13 protein-coding genes are annotated in these 16,001 nt (G+C 59.8%); 3 read left to right on the top strand and 10 right to left on the bottom strand.

Annotated features, from left to right (window positions below):
- Window positions 1–2 precede the first annotated feature (2 nt).
- From murD to mraZ, 9 genes are read right to left on the bottom strand one after another with little or no spacing between them, the layout of a single operon-like run.
- Complete coding sequence (gene murD, locus GS611_RS00915; RefSeq protein ID WP_171630993.1) at window positions 3–1,403, bottom strand: UDP-N-acetylmuramoyl-L-alanine--D-glutamate ligase; 1,401 nt, start codon at window positions 1,401–1,403, stop codon at window positions 3–5.
- Entirely contained in the window at window positions 1,400–1,870 is a 471-nt protein-coding gene (locus tag GS611_RS00910; RefSeq protein ID WP_171205415.1) for a hypothetical protein, read from the bottom strand. The genes murD and GS611_RS00910 overlap by 4 nt, the downstream gene beginning before the upstream one ends.
- Window positions 1,871–2,953, bottom strand: coding sequence for a phospho-N-acetylmuramoyl-pentapeptide-transferase (gene mraY / locus GS611_RS00905; RefSeq protein WP_171630992.1), 1,083 nt, complete (start codon window positions 2,951–2,953; stop codon window positions 1,871–1,873).
- Between the two features lie 36 nt (window positions 2,954–2,989).
- The gene (gene murF / locus GS611_RS00900; RefSeq protein ID WP_171630991.1) at window positions 2,990–4,384 is read right to left on the bottom strand and encodes a UDP-N-acetylmuramoyl-tripeptide--D-alanyl-D-alanine ligase; all 1,395 of its coding nucleotides are present in this window, start codon (window positions 4,382–4,384) and stop codon (window positions 2,990–2,992) included.
- Entirely contained in the window at window positions 4,381–5,880 is a 1,500-nt protein-coding gene (locus GS611_RS00895) for a UDP-N-acetylmuramoyl-L-alanyl-D-glutamate--2,6-diaminopimelate ligase (RefSeq protein ID WP_171630990.1), read from the bottom strand. The genes murF and GS611_RS00895 overlap by 4 nt, the downstream gene beginning before the upstream one ends.
- Before the next feature lie 22 nt (window positions 5,881–5,902).
- Window positions 5,903–7,690 carry a penicillin-binding protein 2 gene (locus GS611_RS00890; protein ID WP_171630989.1) on the bottom strand — a complete coding sequence of 596 codons (1,788 nt, stop codon included), beginning with the start codon at window positions 7,688–7,690 and terminating at the stop codon, window positions 5,903–5,905.
- Window positions 7,687–8,055, bottom strand: a complete 369-nt coding sequence (locus tag GS611_RS00885; protein ID WP_152458671.1) for a cell division protein FtsL — start codon at window positions 8,053–8,055, stop codon at window positions 7,687–7,689. Before GS611_RS00885 ends, GS611_RS00890 begins: the two co-directional genes overlap by 4 nt.
- On the bottom strand, window positions 8,052–9,047 hold the full coding sequence (rsmH, locus tag GS611_RS00880) for a 16S rRNA (cytosine(1402)-N(4))-methyltransferase RsmH (RefSeq protein WP_171633764.1): 996 nt from the start codon (window positions 9,045–9,047) through the stop codon (window positions 8,052–8,054). The genes GS611_RS00885 and rsmH overlap by 4 nt, the downstream gene beginning before the upstream one ends.
- A 4-nt stretch (window positions 9,048–9,051) precedes the next feature.
- The gene (gene mraZ, locus GS611_RS00875) at window positions 9,052–9,555 is read right to left on the bottom strand and encodes a division/cell wall cluster transcriptional repressor MraZ (protein WP_171630988.1); all 504 of its coding nucleotides are present in this window, start codon (window positions 9,553–9,555) and stop codon (window positions 9,052–9,054) included.
- Between the two features lie 966 nt (window positions 9,556–10,521).
- Between mraZ and GS611_RS00870 the strand changes: the two genes are divergently transcribed.
- Window positions 10,522–10,746, top strand: a complete 225-nt coding sequence (locus GS611_RS00870) for a DUF1127 domain-containing protein (protein WP_171630987.1) — start codon at window positions 10,522–10,524, stop codon at window positions 10,744–10,746.
- 373 nt (window positions 10,747–11,119) lie between these two features.
- Window positions 11,120–11,410, top strand: a complete 291-nt coding sequence (locus tag GS611_RS00865) for a DUF1330 domain-containing protein (protein WP_171630986.1) — start codon at window positions 11,120–11,122, stop codon at window positions 11,408–11,410.
- Window positions 11,411–11,414: 4 nt separating this feature from the next.
- On the opposite strand, the gene GS611_RS00860 is transcribed toward GS611_RS00865, so the two are convergent.
- A complete protein-coding gene (locus tag GS611_RS00860; protein ID WP_171630985.1) occupies window positions 11,415–14,021 on the bottom strand; it encodes an ATP-dependent helicase in 2,607 nt (868 codons plus the stop codon).
- Between the two features lie 178 nt (window positions 14,022–14,199).
- Here GS611_RS00860 and GS611_RS00855 point away from each other — a divergent pair, with 178 nt between their 5' ends.
- Window positions 14,200–15,975 (top strand): diguanylate cyclase, encoded by a 1,776-nt coding sequence (locus GS611_RS00855; RefSeq protein WP_171630982.1) that lies wholly within the window; start codon window positions 14,200–14,202, stop codon window positions 15,973–15,975.
- The last annotated feature ends 26 nt before the right edge of the window (window positions 15,976–16,001 follow it).

Raw genomic sequence — 16,001 nt, 5'->3', positions numbered from 1 at the left:
GGCTATTCTGTCAGCCGGCGCTTGACCTGCGTTGCAAAATCCTCGCCGCGCTGTTCAAAGTTGTCATATTGGTCGAAACTTGCCGCCGCGGGCGCCAGTAGGACCGTCTCGCCGGGTCGGGCATCCGCCATGGCCTGCGCCACGGCCTCTGACATCGTCGTACAGACCTGCGCATCAGCCTCGAGCTGCATCGCAAAACCGGCCGCTTCGCGACCGATCACATAGGCCTTGATGACTTCGCCCGCCGCCATGTTCAGGGCTGATATGCCACCCTCTTTCTCAAGACCGCCGCAAATCCATCGGATCTTTTTGAATGCCATAAGCGCTTTCAGGGCGCTGTCGACATTGGTCGCCTTGGAGTCGTTGACGTAGGTAACCCCATCGGCCTCGGCGATGATCTGGCTGCGATGCGGCAGACCCGGATAGGAATGCAGCGCATCCTCGATCACGCGCGGGGCAAGGCCCAGCGACCGGCAGGCGGCGTAGGCCGCGCAGGCATTCTGGTGGTTATGTGCACCGGGCAGGCCCTTGATGGCGCGCAGGTCGATAGACCCCGCCTGCCGCCCCTTGCGGTATTCCGACAGGAACCCTTTGCGCGCAAAGACCTGCCAGCCCGGCCCAGTCAGCTTCCGCGCCACCGAGATACGGATCACCCGGTCATCCGATGGTCCTTCAGCCAGTTGCCCTGCCAAAAACGCACCTTCGGTTTCGTCGACGCCAATGATCGCGCGATCCGGGCCGCCTTCGGAAAAGAGGCGCCGCTTGGCCGCGAAATATCCGCCCATGCCGCCGTGGCGGTCCAGATGATCGGGCGACAGATTGGTGAACACCGCCACATCGGGGGTCAGAGCGCGGGCCAGCTCGGTCTGATAGCTGGAAAGCTCCAGCACCACGACCGAACCATCACCGCCCGGATCGATATCCAGAACACCGCGCCCGATATTGCCCGCCAACTGCGCCTCGCGCCCGGCCTCGGTCAGAACGTGGTGGATCAGAGCGGCGGTCGTCGATTTCCCGTTCGATCCCGTCACCGCGATCACGCGCGGCGGCGTGTCGTAACCGTTCCATTCCGCCCCCGCGAAGGAGCGGAAGAACAGGCCGATGTCATTGTCCACCGGCACGCCTGCATCCAGAGCTGCCGCAACCACGGGGTTCGGTTCAGGATAGAGATGCGGAATGCCCGGTGAGACGATCAGCGATGCGATGTCGTCAAACGCCCCGTGCTTGCGCAGGTCGGCGCAGGAGAAGCCCTCGCCTTCGGCGGTATCACGAGCGGCCGGGTTGTCGTCCCAGCACACCGGTTCCGCCCCTCCTGCGTGCAAGGCGCGGGCTGTGGCCAGACCGGACCGGCCCAGCCCCAGAACGGCCACTTTCTGTCCTGCAAAGCCTTTGACCGGGATCATTCACTTCGGTCCTTTTTTGCCAAACACCCTGTCACCATCAACCAAATCATCAATGGGAACAGGAACAAACTTCCCCAGGCAATCAAGAAAGCCGCCTCTTTTGCGTTGAACAATTGTGAAAGGACGATGGGTAACACAACCAGTGAAAATCCGACAAAAAAAGCCAATATCCGCACTTGAGCCTTCCAGCCTAATTCCTCAACCTTTTCGTAACCTTCATCTTCTTTTATCTGCTGTAAGCCACGAAGTGAAACCAGAACGGCATGGGTCAACAGGCAGTAGAGTATTACCGCCAAAAAAAGCAGAGCAATAAAATAGGCTATCCACCATCGGGGGTTGTTAGCATCTGTAAAAACACTGGCTGAAAACCAAAGCCCCCATGCTAGCGCTAGGGCGCTGACCAATGCTTGGAATGCACTGGAAACCCACTCTAAATGTGGCCTTAGTCCTTCAAGAAACTTAGACACTTACCGCACCTTCAATGTCGCCAGACCGATCATCGCCAGGATCAGCGAGATGATCCAGAAGCGGATCACGATGGTCGGCTCGGCCCAGCCTTTTTTCTCATAGTGGTGATGGATCGGGGCCATCAGGAAGACCCTCTTGCCCGTGCGCTTGAAGTAGAGGACCTGAATGATCACGCTCAGCGCCTCGACCACGAACAGGCCGCCGACCACGGCCAGAACCAGCTCGTGCTTGGTGGCCACGGCGATGGCACCCAGCGCGCCGCCCAGGGCCAGCGATCCGGTGTCACCCATGAACACTGCCGCCGGAGGGGCGTTGTACCAGAGAAACCCGAGGCCGGCCCCGAACAATGCGGAGGTGAATATGAAGATCTCACCGGTGCCTGGCACGTAATGCACATCGAGATATTCGGTAAAGTCGACCCGACCCACCGCATAGGCGATCACGCCCAGGGTCGAGGCTGCGATCATCGCTGGCATGATGGCCAGCCCGTCCAGACCGTCGGTCAGGTTCACCGCATTGGCGGCCCCGACGATCACGACAATCGAGAACGGAATATAGAAGATGCCCAGATTGACCAGCGTGTCCTTGAAGACGGGTACAGCCAGCTGGTTCTGCAACGCTTCGGGATGGTGCAATGTCGCCCAAAGCGAAGCCAGCACGGCGATAATCACGCCCAAAGCCAGGCGCATCCTGCCTGAAACCCCCTGCGTATTCTGTTTTGAGACCTTCGCGTAGTCATCCGCGAATCCGATGGCCGCATAAGACAAGGTCACAAAAAGAACCATCCAGACATAAGGGTTGTCCAACCGCGCCCAGACAAGGGTTGACGTGACCAGAGCTCCGACAATCAGCAATCCACCCATCGTCGGCGTGCCTGCCTTGGAAAAATGCCCTTCGGGGCCGTCGTCACGGATCGGCTGGCCTTTGCCCTGTTTCTTGCGCAGCACGTTGATCAGGGGTTTTCCGAAGATGAACCCAAAGATCAGCGCGGTCATGAAGGCACCGCCTGCGCGGAAGGTGATATACCGGAAGAGGTTCCAGAAATCCCCTCCGTCCGACAGAGCGGTCAACCAGTACAGCATGACAATACCTTTCTCACACGAGGCGCGCGGGCAAGTTCACCCATCAAGCGCGCGCCCTTGCCCCATTTTGCGCAGACCGTCAACAATCGCGGCCAACGCCATGCTGAGTGAGCCCTTGGCGAGCACCGTGTCTCCATCCCGGATCAAAGCAGGCAGATGTTCCGCCATTTCCGCACTGGTTGCGAACCAGAGCCCACGTTTCTTCTCGGGCAGCGCGCGGTGCATTGCCTGCATCAATGGCCCGATGCAATGAACCTGATCCACGCGCGCCATCGCCTCGATATCCGCCATGGCGGCATGCATGGCCTCTTCCTGGGCGCCCAGTTCCTTCATGTCACCCAGAAACGCAACGCGGCGGGTGCCTTTGGAGGCGGCCAAGACATCCAGCGCGGCCTCCATCGAGGTCGGGTTGGCGTTATAGCTGTCATCCAGCAGTTCGATCTGCCCGCCGCCGGGCAAAGGCAGGCTTTCCCGTACGCCGCGCCCCTTGACCGGAGACCATGCGCGCAGACCCGCGATAGCGTCATCCAGATCGACACCCAGTTCAACGCAGGCTGCCAAAGCCCCCAGTGCGTTCATGGCGAAATGCGTACCGGCAGAGTTCACCGCAAAGCGGAATACCTGATCACCAACGGCAGCTTCGGCATTCACGGCGCTCGTCCCCTGCTGAACGTCGGTCAGCCGGTAATCCGTTGCGCCTTGGCCGAAATCCACGATCCCGGCCCCCTGCCCAAGTGCCGTTTGGCGCAGGATGTCCGCGTGCTCGATATCCGCATTGACGATTGCCGCGCCACCGGATTCGAGCCCTTCAAAGATCGCAGCTTTTTCATGGGCGATGCCAGCCACATTCTCGAAGGCTTCCAGATGCACCGCCGCCACGGTCGTGACCAGCGCCACATGCGGGCGGGCTTGCCGGGCCAGCGGGGCAATCTCGCCCGGATGGTTCATGCCAATCTCGATCACTGCGAATTCAGTGTCGCGCGGCATCCGGGCAAGGGTCAGCGGAACGCCCCAGTGGTTGTTGTAGCTGGCCACGCTGGCATGGGTTCTGCCCTGTGTTTCGAGGATCACGGCCAGCATTTCCTTGGTCGACGTCTTGCCGACACTGCCGGTCACCCCCACCACACGCGCATCCGTTCTGGCGCGAGCCGCCTGCCCCAAAGCCTCGAGCGCCGCCTGCACATCTTCGACGATCAGCAGTGGTGCGTCTGGCGATACGTTGTCGGGAATATGCGAGACCAAAGCCGCGCCCGCGCCTTTCTCAAGCGCTTGGGCTACGAACTCATGCCCGTCCCGTGCCGCTTTCAGCGCCACGAACAGATCACCGGGTTGAAGGGTGCGCGTGTCGATGGAGACACCATCAGCGGCCCAGTCGGTCGTGACCCGTCCACCCGTTGCCTGAGCAGCCTCGGATGCAGTCCAGAGCGTCATGCGACCCTCCCGTCCAGCGCTGCAACGGAAATGCTGGCCTGTTCGACATCGTCGAAGGGCAGAACCTGATCTCCCACGATCTGACCGGTTTCATGCCCCTTTCCGGCGATCAGCAGCGCATCACCGGGTTGCAGCGCATCGATGCCGCGCAGGATGGCCTCGGCGCGGTCGCCGACTTCGGTCACGCTGGCGTCGCCTGCTGCCTCTGACGCGCCTGCCATCACGGCCGCGCGGATGACTGCCGGATCTTCGCTGCGCGGGTTGTCATCGGTGACAAAGACCACGTCTGCATGGTTGGCTGCCGCCCTGCCCATCAAGGGTCGTTTGCTGGCGTCGCGATCCCCGCCCGCACCGATAACGGCAATCAGACGGCCCATCACATGCGGGCGCAGCGCCTTGAGTGCCGTGGCAACAGCATCAGGCGTGTGGGCATAATCCACAAACACCGCCGCGCCATTGTCACGCGTGGCGGCCAGTTGCATCCGCCCGCGAACCGTCGTCAGATGGGGCAGAGTTTCGAACACCCGTTCGGGGCTGTCCCCGGCAGCGATCACCAGGCCACAGGCCAGCAGGATATTTTCGGCCTGAAACCCGCCGATCAGGTTCAGGCGGGTCTGGAACGTTCGGCCCTGCCACGCAAAGCGCAGGTCCTGCCCCGTGGCGTCGAACCGATGGTTGATCAGACACAGGTCGGCATCGCCCAGCCCCACCGTCAGCACCGACTGGCCGCGCATCTCGGCGATCCGCCGGACCTGGGCCCCTTTCGGGTCGCTCAGGTTGACAACGGCCGTTCCATCCTGCGGCAAAACCCGGTCGAACAGACCGGCCTTTGCGTTGAAATAGGCCTCGAAGGTTTCGTGGTAATCCAGGTGGTCCTGCGTGAAGTTCGAGAAACCGGCGGCGGTCAGGTGAACGCCGTCAAGGCGGCGCTGTTCAAGGCCGTGGGACGAAGCCTCCATTGCGGCATGGGTCACGCCGTTCTCGGCCGCCTCGGCCAGACAGCGGTGCAAGGTGATCGGCTCGGGCGTGGTGTGGGCCAGCGGCGCTGTCCACGCACCTTCAACCCCGGTGGTGCCGAGGTTGACGGCGGCGTGGCCAAGCGCGGACCAGATCTGCCGAACGAAGGTGGAAACAGATGTTTTGCCATTCGTTCCCGTGACGGCCACGATGGTTTGCGGCTGCGCGCCGAACCACAACGCCGCGGCACCGGCCAGCGCCTGTCGCGGGTCTTCAACCACGGCCAGCGCTGCGTCCGAGGCTGCCAGTTCGGCCTCGGCGATCTCTGCCCCTTCGGCATCGGTCAGGATTGCAGCGGCCCCCATGCGCAGCGCAAACTGGATGAACTCTGCGCCATGAACGCGGGACCCGGGCAGCGCGGCAAACAGGAAGCCCTCTTTCACCTCGCGGCTGTCAACGGCCAGACCGGTGATATCCGGGTTTGCGCCCTCTCTTGCGGTCAGGGCCAGCTGGCTGAGTTTCTTCGTCCTTATGCCCATGACCCACCTCTTGCCGGACAGCCTAGTTTGAGGTCAGCGTTATAGCAGCGCCCGCCTCAGGCTCAAGCCGGGGACGCAACCCCAACAAAGGTGCGACGCGTCCGATCAGTTCGGCGGCAACAGGCACGGCGGTCCACCCGGCCGTGCGGCGTTTTTCACCGTAGGCCACGATCGAAGGTTCGTCCAACGTCACGATCAGAACGTATTGCGGATCGTAGGCCGGGAAGATCGTCGCGAAGGTGGCAATGACCTTGTCATCATAGTACCCGCCGCGCGGTTTGGGCTTGTCGGCCGTACCGGTCTTGCCGGCCACGTCATAGCCCTTGACCTCGGCGAAACTGGCGGTGCCGTCCGTTACCACTTTGCGCAGCATCTTTTGCGCCTGCCGTGCAGTGTTCTGCGACATGACACGAGGCCCGTATTGCGGGCCGTTCCGGCGCAGAATGGTCGGGCTGACGTAATGCCCGCCATTGGCAATCGCCGCGTATCCCGCGGCCAGATGCATCGGGCTGGTCGACAGGCCGTGGCCATAAGAAATTGTCACGGTACTGAGCTCGCCCCATTTCTTCGGCTTCAGCGGCACACCGCCCTTGGCCTCGACAATCTCGAATGGGGTCGGATCGAACATGCCAAGCGCGTCCAGAAACTCCTGCTGCCGTTTGGCACCGATTTGCAAGGCCAGACGCCCCGTGCCTCGGTTCGAGCTGTGGACGATCACATCCGCCACGCTAATCTTGCCGTAATTTTTGCCGTTGAATTCGCCGATGGGAAAGCGGCCGATCTTCATCGGCCCGGACGTATCGATGATGGTGTTCGAATTCACCAATCCAAGTTCAACGGCCTGGGCCGCGGTGAAAATCTTGAAAACAGATCCCAGTTCATACACGCCTTGTACATAACGGTTGAAAAGCGGGCTGTCCGAGGGGTCAAAGCCCGAGGTCGGTGGGCGCGGGCGGTCATTCGGATCAAAAGAAGGCAGCGAAGCAGCGGAAATAACCTCGCCCGTATGCGCGTTCATCAGAACGGCCGAGGCCCCCTTGGCATTCATGATCTTCATACCGCCGTAAAGAACCTGTTCTACTGCGGCTTGAATCGTCAGGTCCAGCGACAATTGCAGCGGCTTGTTGCCGTTGGCCGGATCGCGCAGATAATCGTCGAACTGCTTTTCCACACCGGCCACGCCGATCACTTCGGCGGCGCTGACGCCTTCACGACCAAAACCGGACCCGCCCAGGATATGAGCGGCCAGCCGCCCGTTGGGGTAAAGCCGCATTTCACGCGGACCGAACAGGATGCCGGGATCACCGATGTCGTGCACGGCCTGCTTCTGCTCGGGCGAAATGCGTTTCTTGATCCACAGGAATTTGCGGTTGCCGGTGAAGTCCTTGATCAGCCGCTCTTTGTCCAGATCAGGAAAGATCGCAACCAACTGCTCTGCAGCGGCGACGGGATCGATCATCAACGGGGGCTGCGCGTAAACGGAATAGGTGTCCAGATTGGTGGCCAGTATGCGCCCTTCGCGATCGACGATGTTGGCGCGCTGCATGGCAATCGCCGCGCCTGGTGCGCTGGCCAGAGGCTCTTGTGCTTCCGATGTCGCCAGCATGCCCATGCGGAAGCCGACAACGGAAAAAGCGCAGAAGAAGAACAGGCCCAGCACCAGCAGACGCCCTTCGGCACGGGCGCGGGCGCGATCCTTCATCTCTTCGTGGCGCTTGCGGATGTTCTCACGCTCGATTGCCTTGGGGTTTTCGCCCCGCGCGCGCGCATCCAGGATTCGGGCCAGGGGGCGCAGAGGGGTGCGTGTCATGGAATCTGCACCTCGCCCAAAGCCTGAATGTCAGTGATGGCCTGCAATTCAATCGGATCAACGACGGGCAGGTCCGGGTCTTCGGCATAGGCGATCTGATCCGCGCGCCCGAACTGCTCGGCCCGCAACGGCAGCAGACCAAGGCGTTCAAAGTTCAGGTCGGCCAGTTCGCGCAGCCTGTCCGGGCGGTTCAGATAGGCCCATTCCGCGTTCAGAACAGCCAGTCGCACCTGTGCCATTCCGATCTCGCGCTGCAAAGACTGGGTTTCCTTTACCACTTGCTGGGTTCGGTAGTTTTCCTGATAGGCCCACAACGCCAACCCGAACACGGACAGAGCAGTCAACACATACAAAACACTCTTCATCTTGCCCTTCCCCCCAGTTGCGGCATTCCGATGGCCCGCGCTTCAATTTCCCCCGCCGGAGCTTCGGTTCGGATCGCCACACGCAGTTTTGCCGAGCGCGCGCGCGGGTTTTCCTGCAATTCCTGTTCGTCAGGCCCCACCGCCTTGCGGGTCTTCAGTGTGAATTGCGGCTGTTCCTGTTCAATCTCGGGCGCATAGCGGTTCGCGCGCCCCGTCTTGCCCGCGCGGGACTGGAAAAACCGTTTCACCATTCGGTCTTCAATGGAATGGAAAGTGACAACGGCCAGTTGCCCGCCGGGCTTCAAAGCACGTTCAGCGGCCATCAGCCCCTGAAACAGCTCTTCATATTCTGCATTCACGGCGATACGCAGCCCTTGAAAGCTGCGCGTGGCCGGGTGGGATTGCCCCGGTTTCGGACGTGGCAGGCAGGATTCGATGATCGCGGCCAGACGCAGGGTTGTGGTGATCGGCTCTTCCGTGCGCGCTTTGACGATCGCCTTGGCAATCCGGCGGCTGGCGCGCTCTTCACCATAGTGGAACAGGATGTCGGCCAGTTGCGCCTCGGTCGCGGTATTGACCAGATCGGCGGCGCTTTCGCCATCCTGGCTCATGCGCATGTCCAAAGGACCATCCTTCATGAAGGAAAACCCGCGGTCGGCCTGGTCCAGTTGCATCGAGGAAACGCCAAGGTCCAGAACAACGCCGTCCAGGTTCTGTGCATATTCATCCATACGAGAGAACACGCCGGGCTGCATCACCAGCCGATCACCATAGGCGCCCGCCCAGTCTGACGCCATCTCAAAAGCCAAGGGATCGCGATCCACGCCGATCACCTTGTCGGCCCCGGCCTCCAGCAATCCGCGTGTGTACCCGCCTGCGCCGAAGGTTCCGTCCAGCCAGACGCCCGTGACCGGCGCCACCGCCGCCAAGAGCGGGCGCAGCAAGACAGGGATGTGAGGCGCGTCCGGTTGTGGATGATCCGCGGCCGCCATGCCGTCACCCGCCCTCGACTTCATCGAGGAATTCCAGCGGATCAACATCGTCGCCAAGGCCGTCCAGCCATTCCTCGGTCGCCGCCAGTTCCTCGGATTCGTAGGTCTCGGGCTTCCAGATCTGAAAAGTATCCCCGGCGGCGATAAAAAACGCCTCGCCCTCAAGACCGATTTTCTTGCGCAGCTTTGCCGGCAGAACCAGCCGCCCGGTTTCATCGACATTGGTCGGGAAGGACTGCCCATGGAACAGGCGCTGCAACATCTTGCGCTTCATCGCGCCACGTGGCAGCGCATCGATCTTGGCATCGACCTCGTCGATCGCCTCCATCGTGTAGCATTCCAGGTATTTGCGGCGATGATCCCCGTAGACAATCACAAGCTCTGGATTGTCGCCGGGCTGCCAGTTGGGATCGGAGGCTTCAAGCACGCGGCGAAACGAGGCCGGGATCGACACCCTGCCTTTCGCATCCACCTTATGGTGGCTTTCACCTCTGAACCTGCGCGCCAAGACGACTGTCCCTTTCGCTTGCGCCCCACTTGAAATTCGCGTTCCCCCCGGATGAAAAACGGCGGGTTGATCTGCTGCCACTGATCAACCCGCCGCATTGACCCGCTGTGCGGGATGTCCAGCTGCACGCGCCACCTGGGGGGATGTCTGCTCGCCCGCGCGCCGGATCTCTTGATTGATGAAAGCGAGATGCCTGTATGAAACCTGATTATTTTTGGTCGGGGTCGTTTGGTGCCCCTGCTGCCTCGTCCTCATCGGATGTATTAGGGATGCCATGGGAATTCATGGAAATCAACAGGAATTTTGCGAACCGTGTTCCATGAATCACGCTCCAACAACAATACCATCATGAAATTTGAGCACAATGACACCAATTGTAGGAGGTCTTTCCGCGCAGCACCCCAGATATAGACAATTCGAAGTTGGAATTTTTTTCCCACGATTTCCCGGAATATCTAAAGAATTACCATTCAGGGTGAAAAAACCCGGCATCTTTGGGCAGCGATCTCGCAGAATCATTTGCACTTTGAGCGCAATTTCGGCGGGACTTCCCCTCGACAACCACATTGGCCCATGAAATCCCGTGGCGTTCGGGCAGTTTGCTCTGCGACGTGCGAAACTGGCAAATCGTGCATCAGGGAATAGCTGAACCGCCACGCCTTGCCTGGCGCTTCGGTCACACGCACGTCTTGAATGGTTTTATTGCGCACATATTCCAGCCAACACCGCTCAATTAAAAGGCAAGCCATAAGAAGGCCATGTCTCCGCTGTCACCCGTGACCCAAGGGAAGGCCCAATGTTTCAAGGTGCATTTCGAGTTGAAGGAAAAAACTGAACCAATCTATGCGCTTGCTGCATAGCAGCATTGACGACGCGACCTATTGTGCAATCGCAGCATTTGCCTATTTTCAACCTCAAGCAAGGGCCGAGCGTAATCGGCAAAGCAAATAAATACGGATGATGAGCATGGCAGTCGCAAGCACACATACAGCATCGAAGAGCACACCAGCGTTCGGAATCGCAACTTTGATCGAAAACGCAAAGGCGCGTTTTGCCCGCTATCGTATGTATCGCCAGACCGTCAATGAGCTGGCAGGACTGTCGGACCGTGAACTGGCCGATCTGGGCCTGCATCGTTCCATGATCCGTCGGGTGGCCATGCAGGCCGCCAACGATCACATCGCGCAATAAGCGCGCCACGAATATCGAGATCAGGCCCTTCCTCCTCCCTTAGGGTCTGTTATCAGCGGCAACGTCTCTCCTCCTCCCTGACGTTGCCGCACCATATACCGGCCTCAACTCGCCGGATCCTGATACATCGAGGCTCTCCTCCTCCCTGCCTTGATGTTGAAAGCGCGCGGCGACGCCTTCCTCCTCCCTGACGTCGCCGCGTCTTCTCCATACCGGGCTCAAACCCGGGTTCGAATACATCGGGGCTCTCCTCCTCCCTGCTCTGATGTTGACAAGACGGCGGTTCCCCTTCCTCCTCCCTGGGAACCGCCGTTTTTTTGTTTTTCTGACATAGGTGTAAGATGGCCCTCTGATTTCTGATCCGCAGGAAACAATGGCCGCCTATTTCATCGCGCAGATCGACATCCACGACCCGGATGGGTATCAGGATTATCTGGCGGGTTTCATGCCGATCTTCGACCGCCACAAAGGACGCCTGCTCACGGTTTCATCGAAACCGGTCGAACGGGTCGAAGGCGATTGGCCCAAAGGTGGCATTGTGCTGATGGAGTTTCCGGACCTTGCCGCGGCGAAAGCCTGGAAAGACGACCCTGATTACATCGAGCTGGCGAAGGTCCGGCAAGCCACCGCCTCAACCAATCTGGTTCTGGTTGAAGGGATATGACGCCTCAGAACGGGATGTCATCCTTGTTGGTCAGAAAACGCGAGACCACTTTCTTTGTGCCTGCCTTGTCGAATTCGACTTCGACCTTGTCGCCCTCGATCCCGACAACCGCGCCATAGCCGAATTTCTGGTGGAACACCCGTTCCCCCAGCGTGAAACTGGCCACGGCGGTCGCGTCGATCACCGTGTTGCGGGATTCGCGCGGCTGCGACATGCCGTATTGCCCCTGCCGCGCCTGCATCCGTCTCCAGCCCGGCGAGTTGTAGACATTCGCTTCGGCCGCGCGGGTTTCAATGCCCGCAGCGGGCTGGCCGCCACCATAGAGCCCCGGAGGCGTAAGGACCTCAACGTGGCCTTCCGGCAATTCGTCGATGAAGCGCGAGGGCATCGAGTTCTGCCACTGCCCGAACACCCGCCGGTTTGCGGCAAAAGAAATGGTGCACACTTCTTCGGCGCGGGTGATGCCGACATAGGCCAGCCGCCGTTCCTCCTCGAGCCCCTTGAGCCCGGATTCGTCCATTGACCGCTGCGAGGGGAACAGCCCGTCTTCCCAGCCCGGCAGGAAGACGGCGGGAAACTCCAGCCCCTTGGCCGCGTGAAGGGTCATGATCGAAACCTTGGCCCCGTCGCTGTCCTGTTCGTTGTCCATGACCAGACTGACATGTTCCAGAAACCCTTGCAGGTTCTCGAAATTGTCCAGCTGGTTCACCAGTTCTTTGAGGTTTTCAAGGCGCCCCGGCGCTTCGAGCGTCTTGTCGTTCTGCCAATGGGCGGTATAGCCGGATTCGTCGAGAATGATCTGCGCAAGTTCGATATGCGTATGCTCGGGTGCGCCGAATCGCATGGGCGAACCGTCATCGATCACCGAATCGTCGTCCACCTCGATCCGCGGCCCACGCGTCATCGCATTCCAACGCGCCAGACCGTCGATCAGTTCGCGCAAAGCCGCGCCGCCCTTACCCTTGATCAGCCCGTTATCGACGGCAATCCGAGCCCCTTCGACCAGTGACACCCCATTTTCGCGCGCGGTCATCTGGATGGTTTGCTGCGCCTTGTCGCCAAGGCCGCGCTTGGGGGTGTTCACGATCCGCTCGAAGGCCAGATCATCCTCGGGGGAAACCACCAGCCGGAAATAGGCCATGGCATCGCGGATCTCCATCCGTTCATAGAATCGCGGGCCTCCGATCACCTTGTAGGGCAGACCGATGGTCAGAAACCTGTCTTCGAAGGCGCGCATCTGGTGGCTGGCGCGGACAAGGATGGCGATTTCATCGAGATAAAATCTTGGGAAGGCCGCTTCCAAAGAACGCCCTTCTTGTTGCCTCATTGTTAATTCCCAAATGAGACTTTCCCTGCCTGCTTCCGCCAAAAAACTTTCGTGCTTCTTCAGCTTTTCCAGTACTTGCTCTCTACTATTGAGCCCCTTTAGGGCACCCAGTTCGTCGAGACGCTCTACTTCACTCATCATCTGATCGGATCGAGAGTTTTGCCTGCGTTTAGCGATGGGAGAATTTCCATTAACAAGGTCTTCGATCTGCTCTCCAATCCAGCGGGCCTCTTCCTCACCGTCCCAATGACCGATAAGGCAGACCTTTTCACCGTTTTCAGCAGCTGTCCAAAGCTCCTTGCCCAAGCGGCTTTCATTGCCGCGGATGACGTTCGAGGCGGCGGCCAGGATATGCGGGGTCGAGCGATAGTTCTGTTCCAACCGCACCACATACGCGCCGGGAAAGTCCTTTTCGAACCGCAGGATGTTGCCCACTTCGGCACCGCGCCAGCCATAGATCGACTGGTCGTCATCGCCGACGCAACAGATGTTCTTGTGCCCACCCGCCAGCAGCCGCAGCCACAGGTACTGGGCGATGTTGGTGTCCTGGTATTCGTCCACCAGGATATAGCGGAACCAGCGCTGGTATTGCTCCAGAACATCCTGATGGGTCTGGAAGATCGTAACCATGTGCAGAAGCAGATCGCCGAAATCCACCGCATTCAACTCTCGCAGGCGGGTCTGGTATTGGGCATATAGCTCAATGCCCTTGTTGTCATAGGCCCCGGCATCGGCGGCTGGCACCTTGTCGGGTGTCAGCGCACGGTTCTTCCAATCGTCGATGACTCCCAGCAACATCCGCGCAGGCCAGCGTTTGTCGTCGATATTTGCGGCCTGCACCAACTGCTTGAGCAGGCGCAACTGGTCGTCGGTATCCAGAATGGTGAAGTTCGATTTCAAATCGACCAGTTCCGCATGGCGGCGCAGCAGTTTGACGCAGATCGAATGAAAGGTACCCAGCCATGGCATCCCCTCAGCAGGCTGCCCCAACAGGCGGCCCACCCGTTCCTTCATCTCGCGCGCGGCCTTGTTGGTGAAGGTTACCGACAGAATCTCATTCGGACGTGCGCGCGCGGTGTTGAGAAGATGTGCGATCCGGGCGGTCAGAGCCTTGGTCTTGCCCGTTCCGGCACCTGCCAGCATCAGAACCGGGCCATCCAGACGCTCGACCGCGTCCCGTTGCGCCGGGTTAAGCTCATCCAGATAGGGCGAAGGGCGCACGGCCATGGCCCGCGCCGACAGCGATGCGCCCTCGAAGGCGTCCATTTCGTCAAAACTGCTCATGGCCCCAAACTACGCCGGATAAGCGCGAAGGGAAAGGGTTTGTTCACGGCTTGTTCACAGACTTTTCGCACTTCTTTTTACATTCAATTCTAAACAAACACACCACCGCCCCGCACCCCGTTAACTCTCTGTCAAATCCTGACTGGGATGTTTGGCAGAGTGTAGTGGGAGCGGACATATGAAACAGGCGGAACTGACGGGTCAGTCCTCGAGGCTTAAAATGATAGGCGTGGCCCTGATGCTGCTCGCGCTGACGGCAGCGGCGGGCTGGGGGATCTATGCCGCCCCTGCGCCAGTGGTTGATCGCATGCTGGAAGCAGACCTGCGAAAGAACGCGATGCGGATGAGCCGCCAGGTCGAAAGCCATCTAAACGATCTTGAACAGACATTCCGTTTTCACGCATTGACCGATCATGACCAGGAGTTTCTGGAGCTATTGCCCGAAACCACGGACATTTACCGCTTCAAGCTGTTTGATGCTTCGGGGCAGGTGTTCTGGTCGACCCGAGCCAGCGACGTCGGGTTCGTGAATACGAAACCCTATTTCCAGTCGATCGTCGCCGCTGGGGGCCTTTTTTACAAACACGAAGAGAAGCCGGTTACCGAAGTTGATTCCTTTGTTTTCGACAATTCCCGGGATACGGAACTGAGCAGCCGCCATGTGGCAGAGGTCTATACGCCGATCATCAAGGATGCGACGTTCATGGGCGCGATCGAGTTCTATTCCGACATAACCGACCTGCGGAACCTGTTCATCACGCGCGTTCGCCTGTCTCTGGCGCTGTTGAGCGGCGTCGCCCTGCTGGCGCTGACGACTGTCATCCTGATTGTCCATCGCACCAACTGTCGTCAGGTTCGCGACCTGCGCAAACGGGCCCAGAAAGAGAGGGAGCTGATGGACGAGCAGCTGCGCCTGGCCCGAGAGGTCCGTCTGTTGGGTGAGTTGAACGAATGGCTGCAATCAAGCCGGTCGCTGGATGAACTGTTCGACATGGTGTCTCGCTTCATGACCCACATCCTGCCAGAGGCCGAAGGCAGCGTGTATGTCTACTCAAACTCACGCGATGTGCTGGATGGCTGCGCCAGCTGGAACGGTGGAACTCATAAATCCCACATTCACCCCGAAGGTTGCTGGGGTTTGCGGCGCGGCCGGACTTACGAGTTCGGCGCATCCGAGATTGACTTTGTCTGCGAACACGCCGAACCGCATGACGGGCGGCCCTATTTCTGCTTTCCCATTCTGGCCCATGGCGAAACCGTTGGTCTTTTGCATTTGCGGGCACTTGAGGGGCGCGAAGACTGCTTTAACAAGAGCCGCAAGCTGGCCCAATTATGCGCCGAACAGATCAGTATGGCGATCGCCAACGTCCGCATGCGGGATCAGCTTCACGACCAATCGGTACGAGACCCCCTGACCGGGCTGTTCAATCGCCGCCATATGACCGAGACGCTGCGCAAGTCCATCAGCCGCAGCCAGCAGACGGGCGCCGCGCTAAGCCTGATCGCCGTGGACGTGGATCACTTCAAGAAGTTCAACGATACTCATGGGCATGATGCGGGCGACATGGTATTGCGCGCCGTCGGCGCCGCCCTGGAACAGGGGTGCGACCGGGACGAAGTCGCCTGCCGCATCGGGGGGGAAGAGTTCATGCTGATCCTGCCTGACAACAGCCCCGAAGATGCCATGACCCGCGCCGAACAACTGCGCCAGGCGGTTGAAGCCGTAACCGTCCGATATGGCGAGAAGGTATTGCCGCGCATTACGATATCGGTCGGGGTTGCACATTACCCGGCCCACGGCACCATGCCGCAGGACCTGATGCGCGCGGCAGACGATGCGCTTTATGTCGCCAAGGACAAGGGGCGCAACCAGGTGCATGTTGCAAGCGGCACCAGGAACAAGACCGAAAATGCGTCGCCTGAAAACCGGCAACCACCCAAGGATGCAGCTTAAAAAACTTGCCGAATCGCATGGCAGGT

This window comes from Ruegeria sp. HKCCD6119, assembly GCF_013110585.1.
In the GTDB taxonomy this organism is placed as follows: domain Bacteria; phylum Pseudomonadota; class Alphaproteobacteria; order Rhodobacterales; family Rhodobacteraceae; genus Ruegeria.
This window is presented reverse-complemented; position numbering and strand designations above follow the sequence as displayed.

Bases quoted from the DNA above. Each gene is read 5' to 3' on its own strand.
- murD (WP_171630993.1), bottom strand. From the start codon at position 1,403: ATGATCCCGGTCAAAGGCTTTGCAGGACAGAAAGTGGCCGTTCTGGGG.
- mraY (WP_171630992.1), bottom strand. From the start codon at position 2,953: ATGCTGTACTGGTTGACCGCTCTGTCGGACGGAGGGGATTTCTGGAAC.
- murF (WP_171630991.1), bottom strand. From the start codon at position 4,384: ATGACGCTCTGGACTGCATCCGAGGCTGCTCAGGCAACGGGTGGACGG.
- GS611_RS00895 (WP_171630990.1), bottom strand. From the start codon at position 5,880: ATGGGCATAAGGACGAAGAAACTCAGCCAGCTGGCCCTGACCGCAAGA.
- GS611_RS00890 (WP_171630989.1), bottom strand. From the start codon at position 7,690: ATGACACGCACCCCTCTGCGCCCCCTGGCCCGAATCCTGGATGCGCGC.
- GS611_RS00885 (WP_152458671.1), bottom strand. From the start codon at position 8,055: ATGAAGAGTGTTTTGTATGTGTTGACTGCTCTGTCCGTGTTCGGGTTG.
- rsmH (WP_171633764.1), bottom strand. From the start codon at position 9,047: ATGGCGGCCGCGGATCATCCACAACCGGACGCGCCTCACATCCCTGTC.
- GS611_RS00870 (WP_171630987.1), top strand. From the start codon at position 10,522: ATGGCAGTCGCAAGCACACATACAGCATCGAAGAGCACACCAGCGTTC.
- GS611_RS00865 (WP_171630986.1), top strand. From the start codon at position 11,120: ATGGCCGCCTATTTCATCGCGCAGATCGACATCCACGACCCGGATGGG.
- GS611_RS00860 (WP_171630985.1), bottom strand. From the start codon at position 14,021: ATGAGCAGTTTTGACGAAATGGACGCCTTCGAGGGCGCATCGCTGTCG.
- GS611_RS00855 (WP_171630982.1), top strand. From the start codon at position 14,200: ATGAAACAGGCGGAACTGACGGGTCAGTCCTCGAGGCTTAAAATGATA.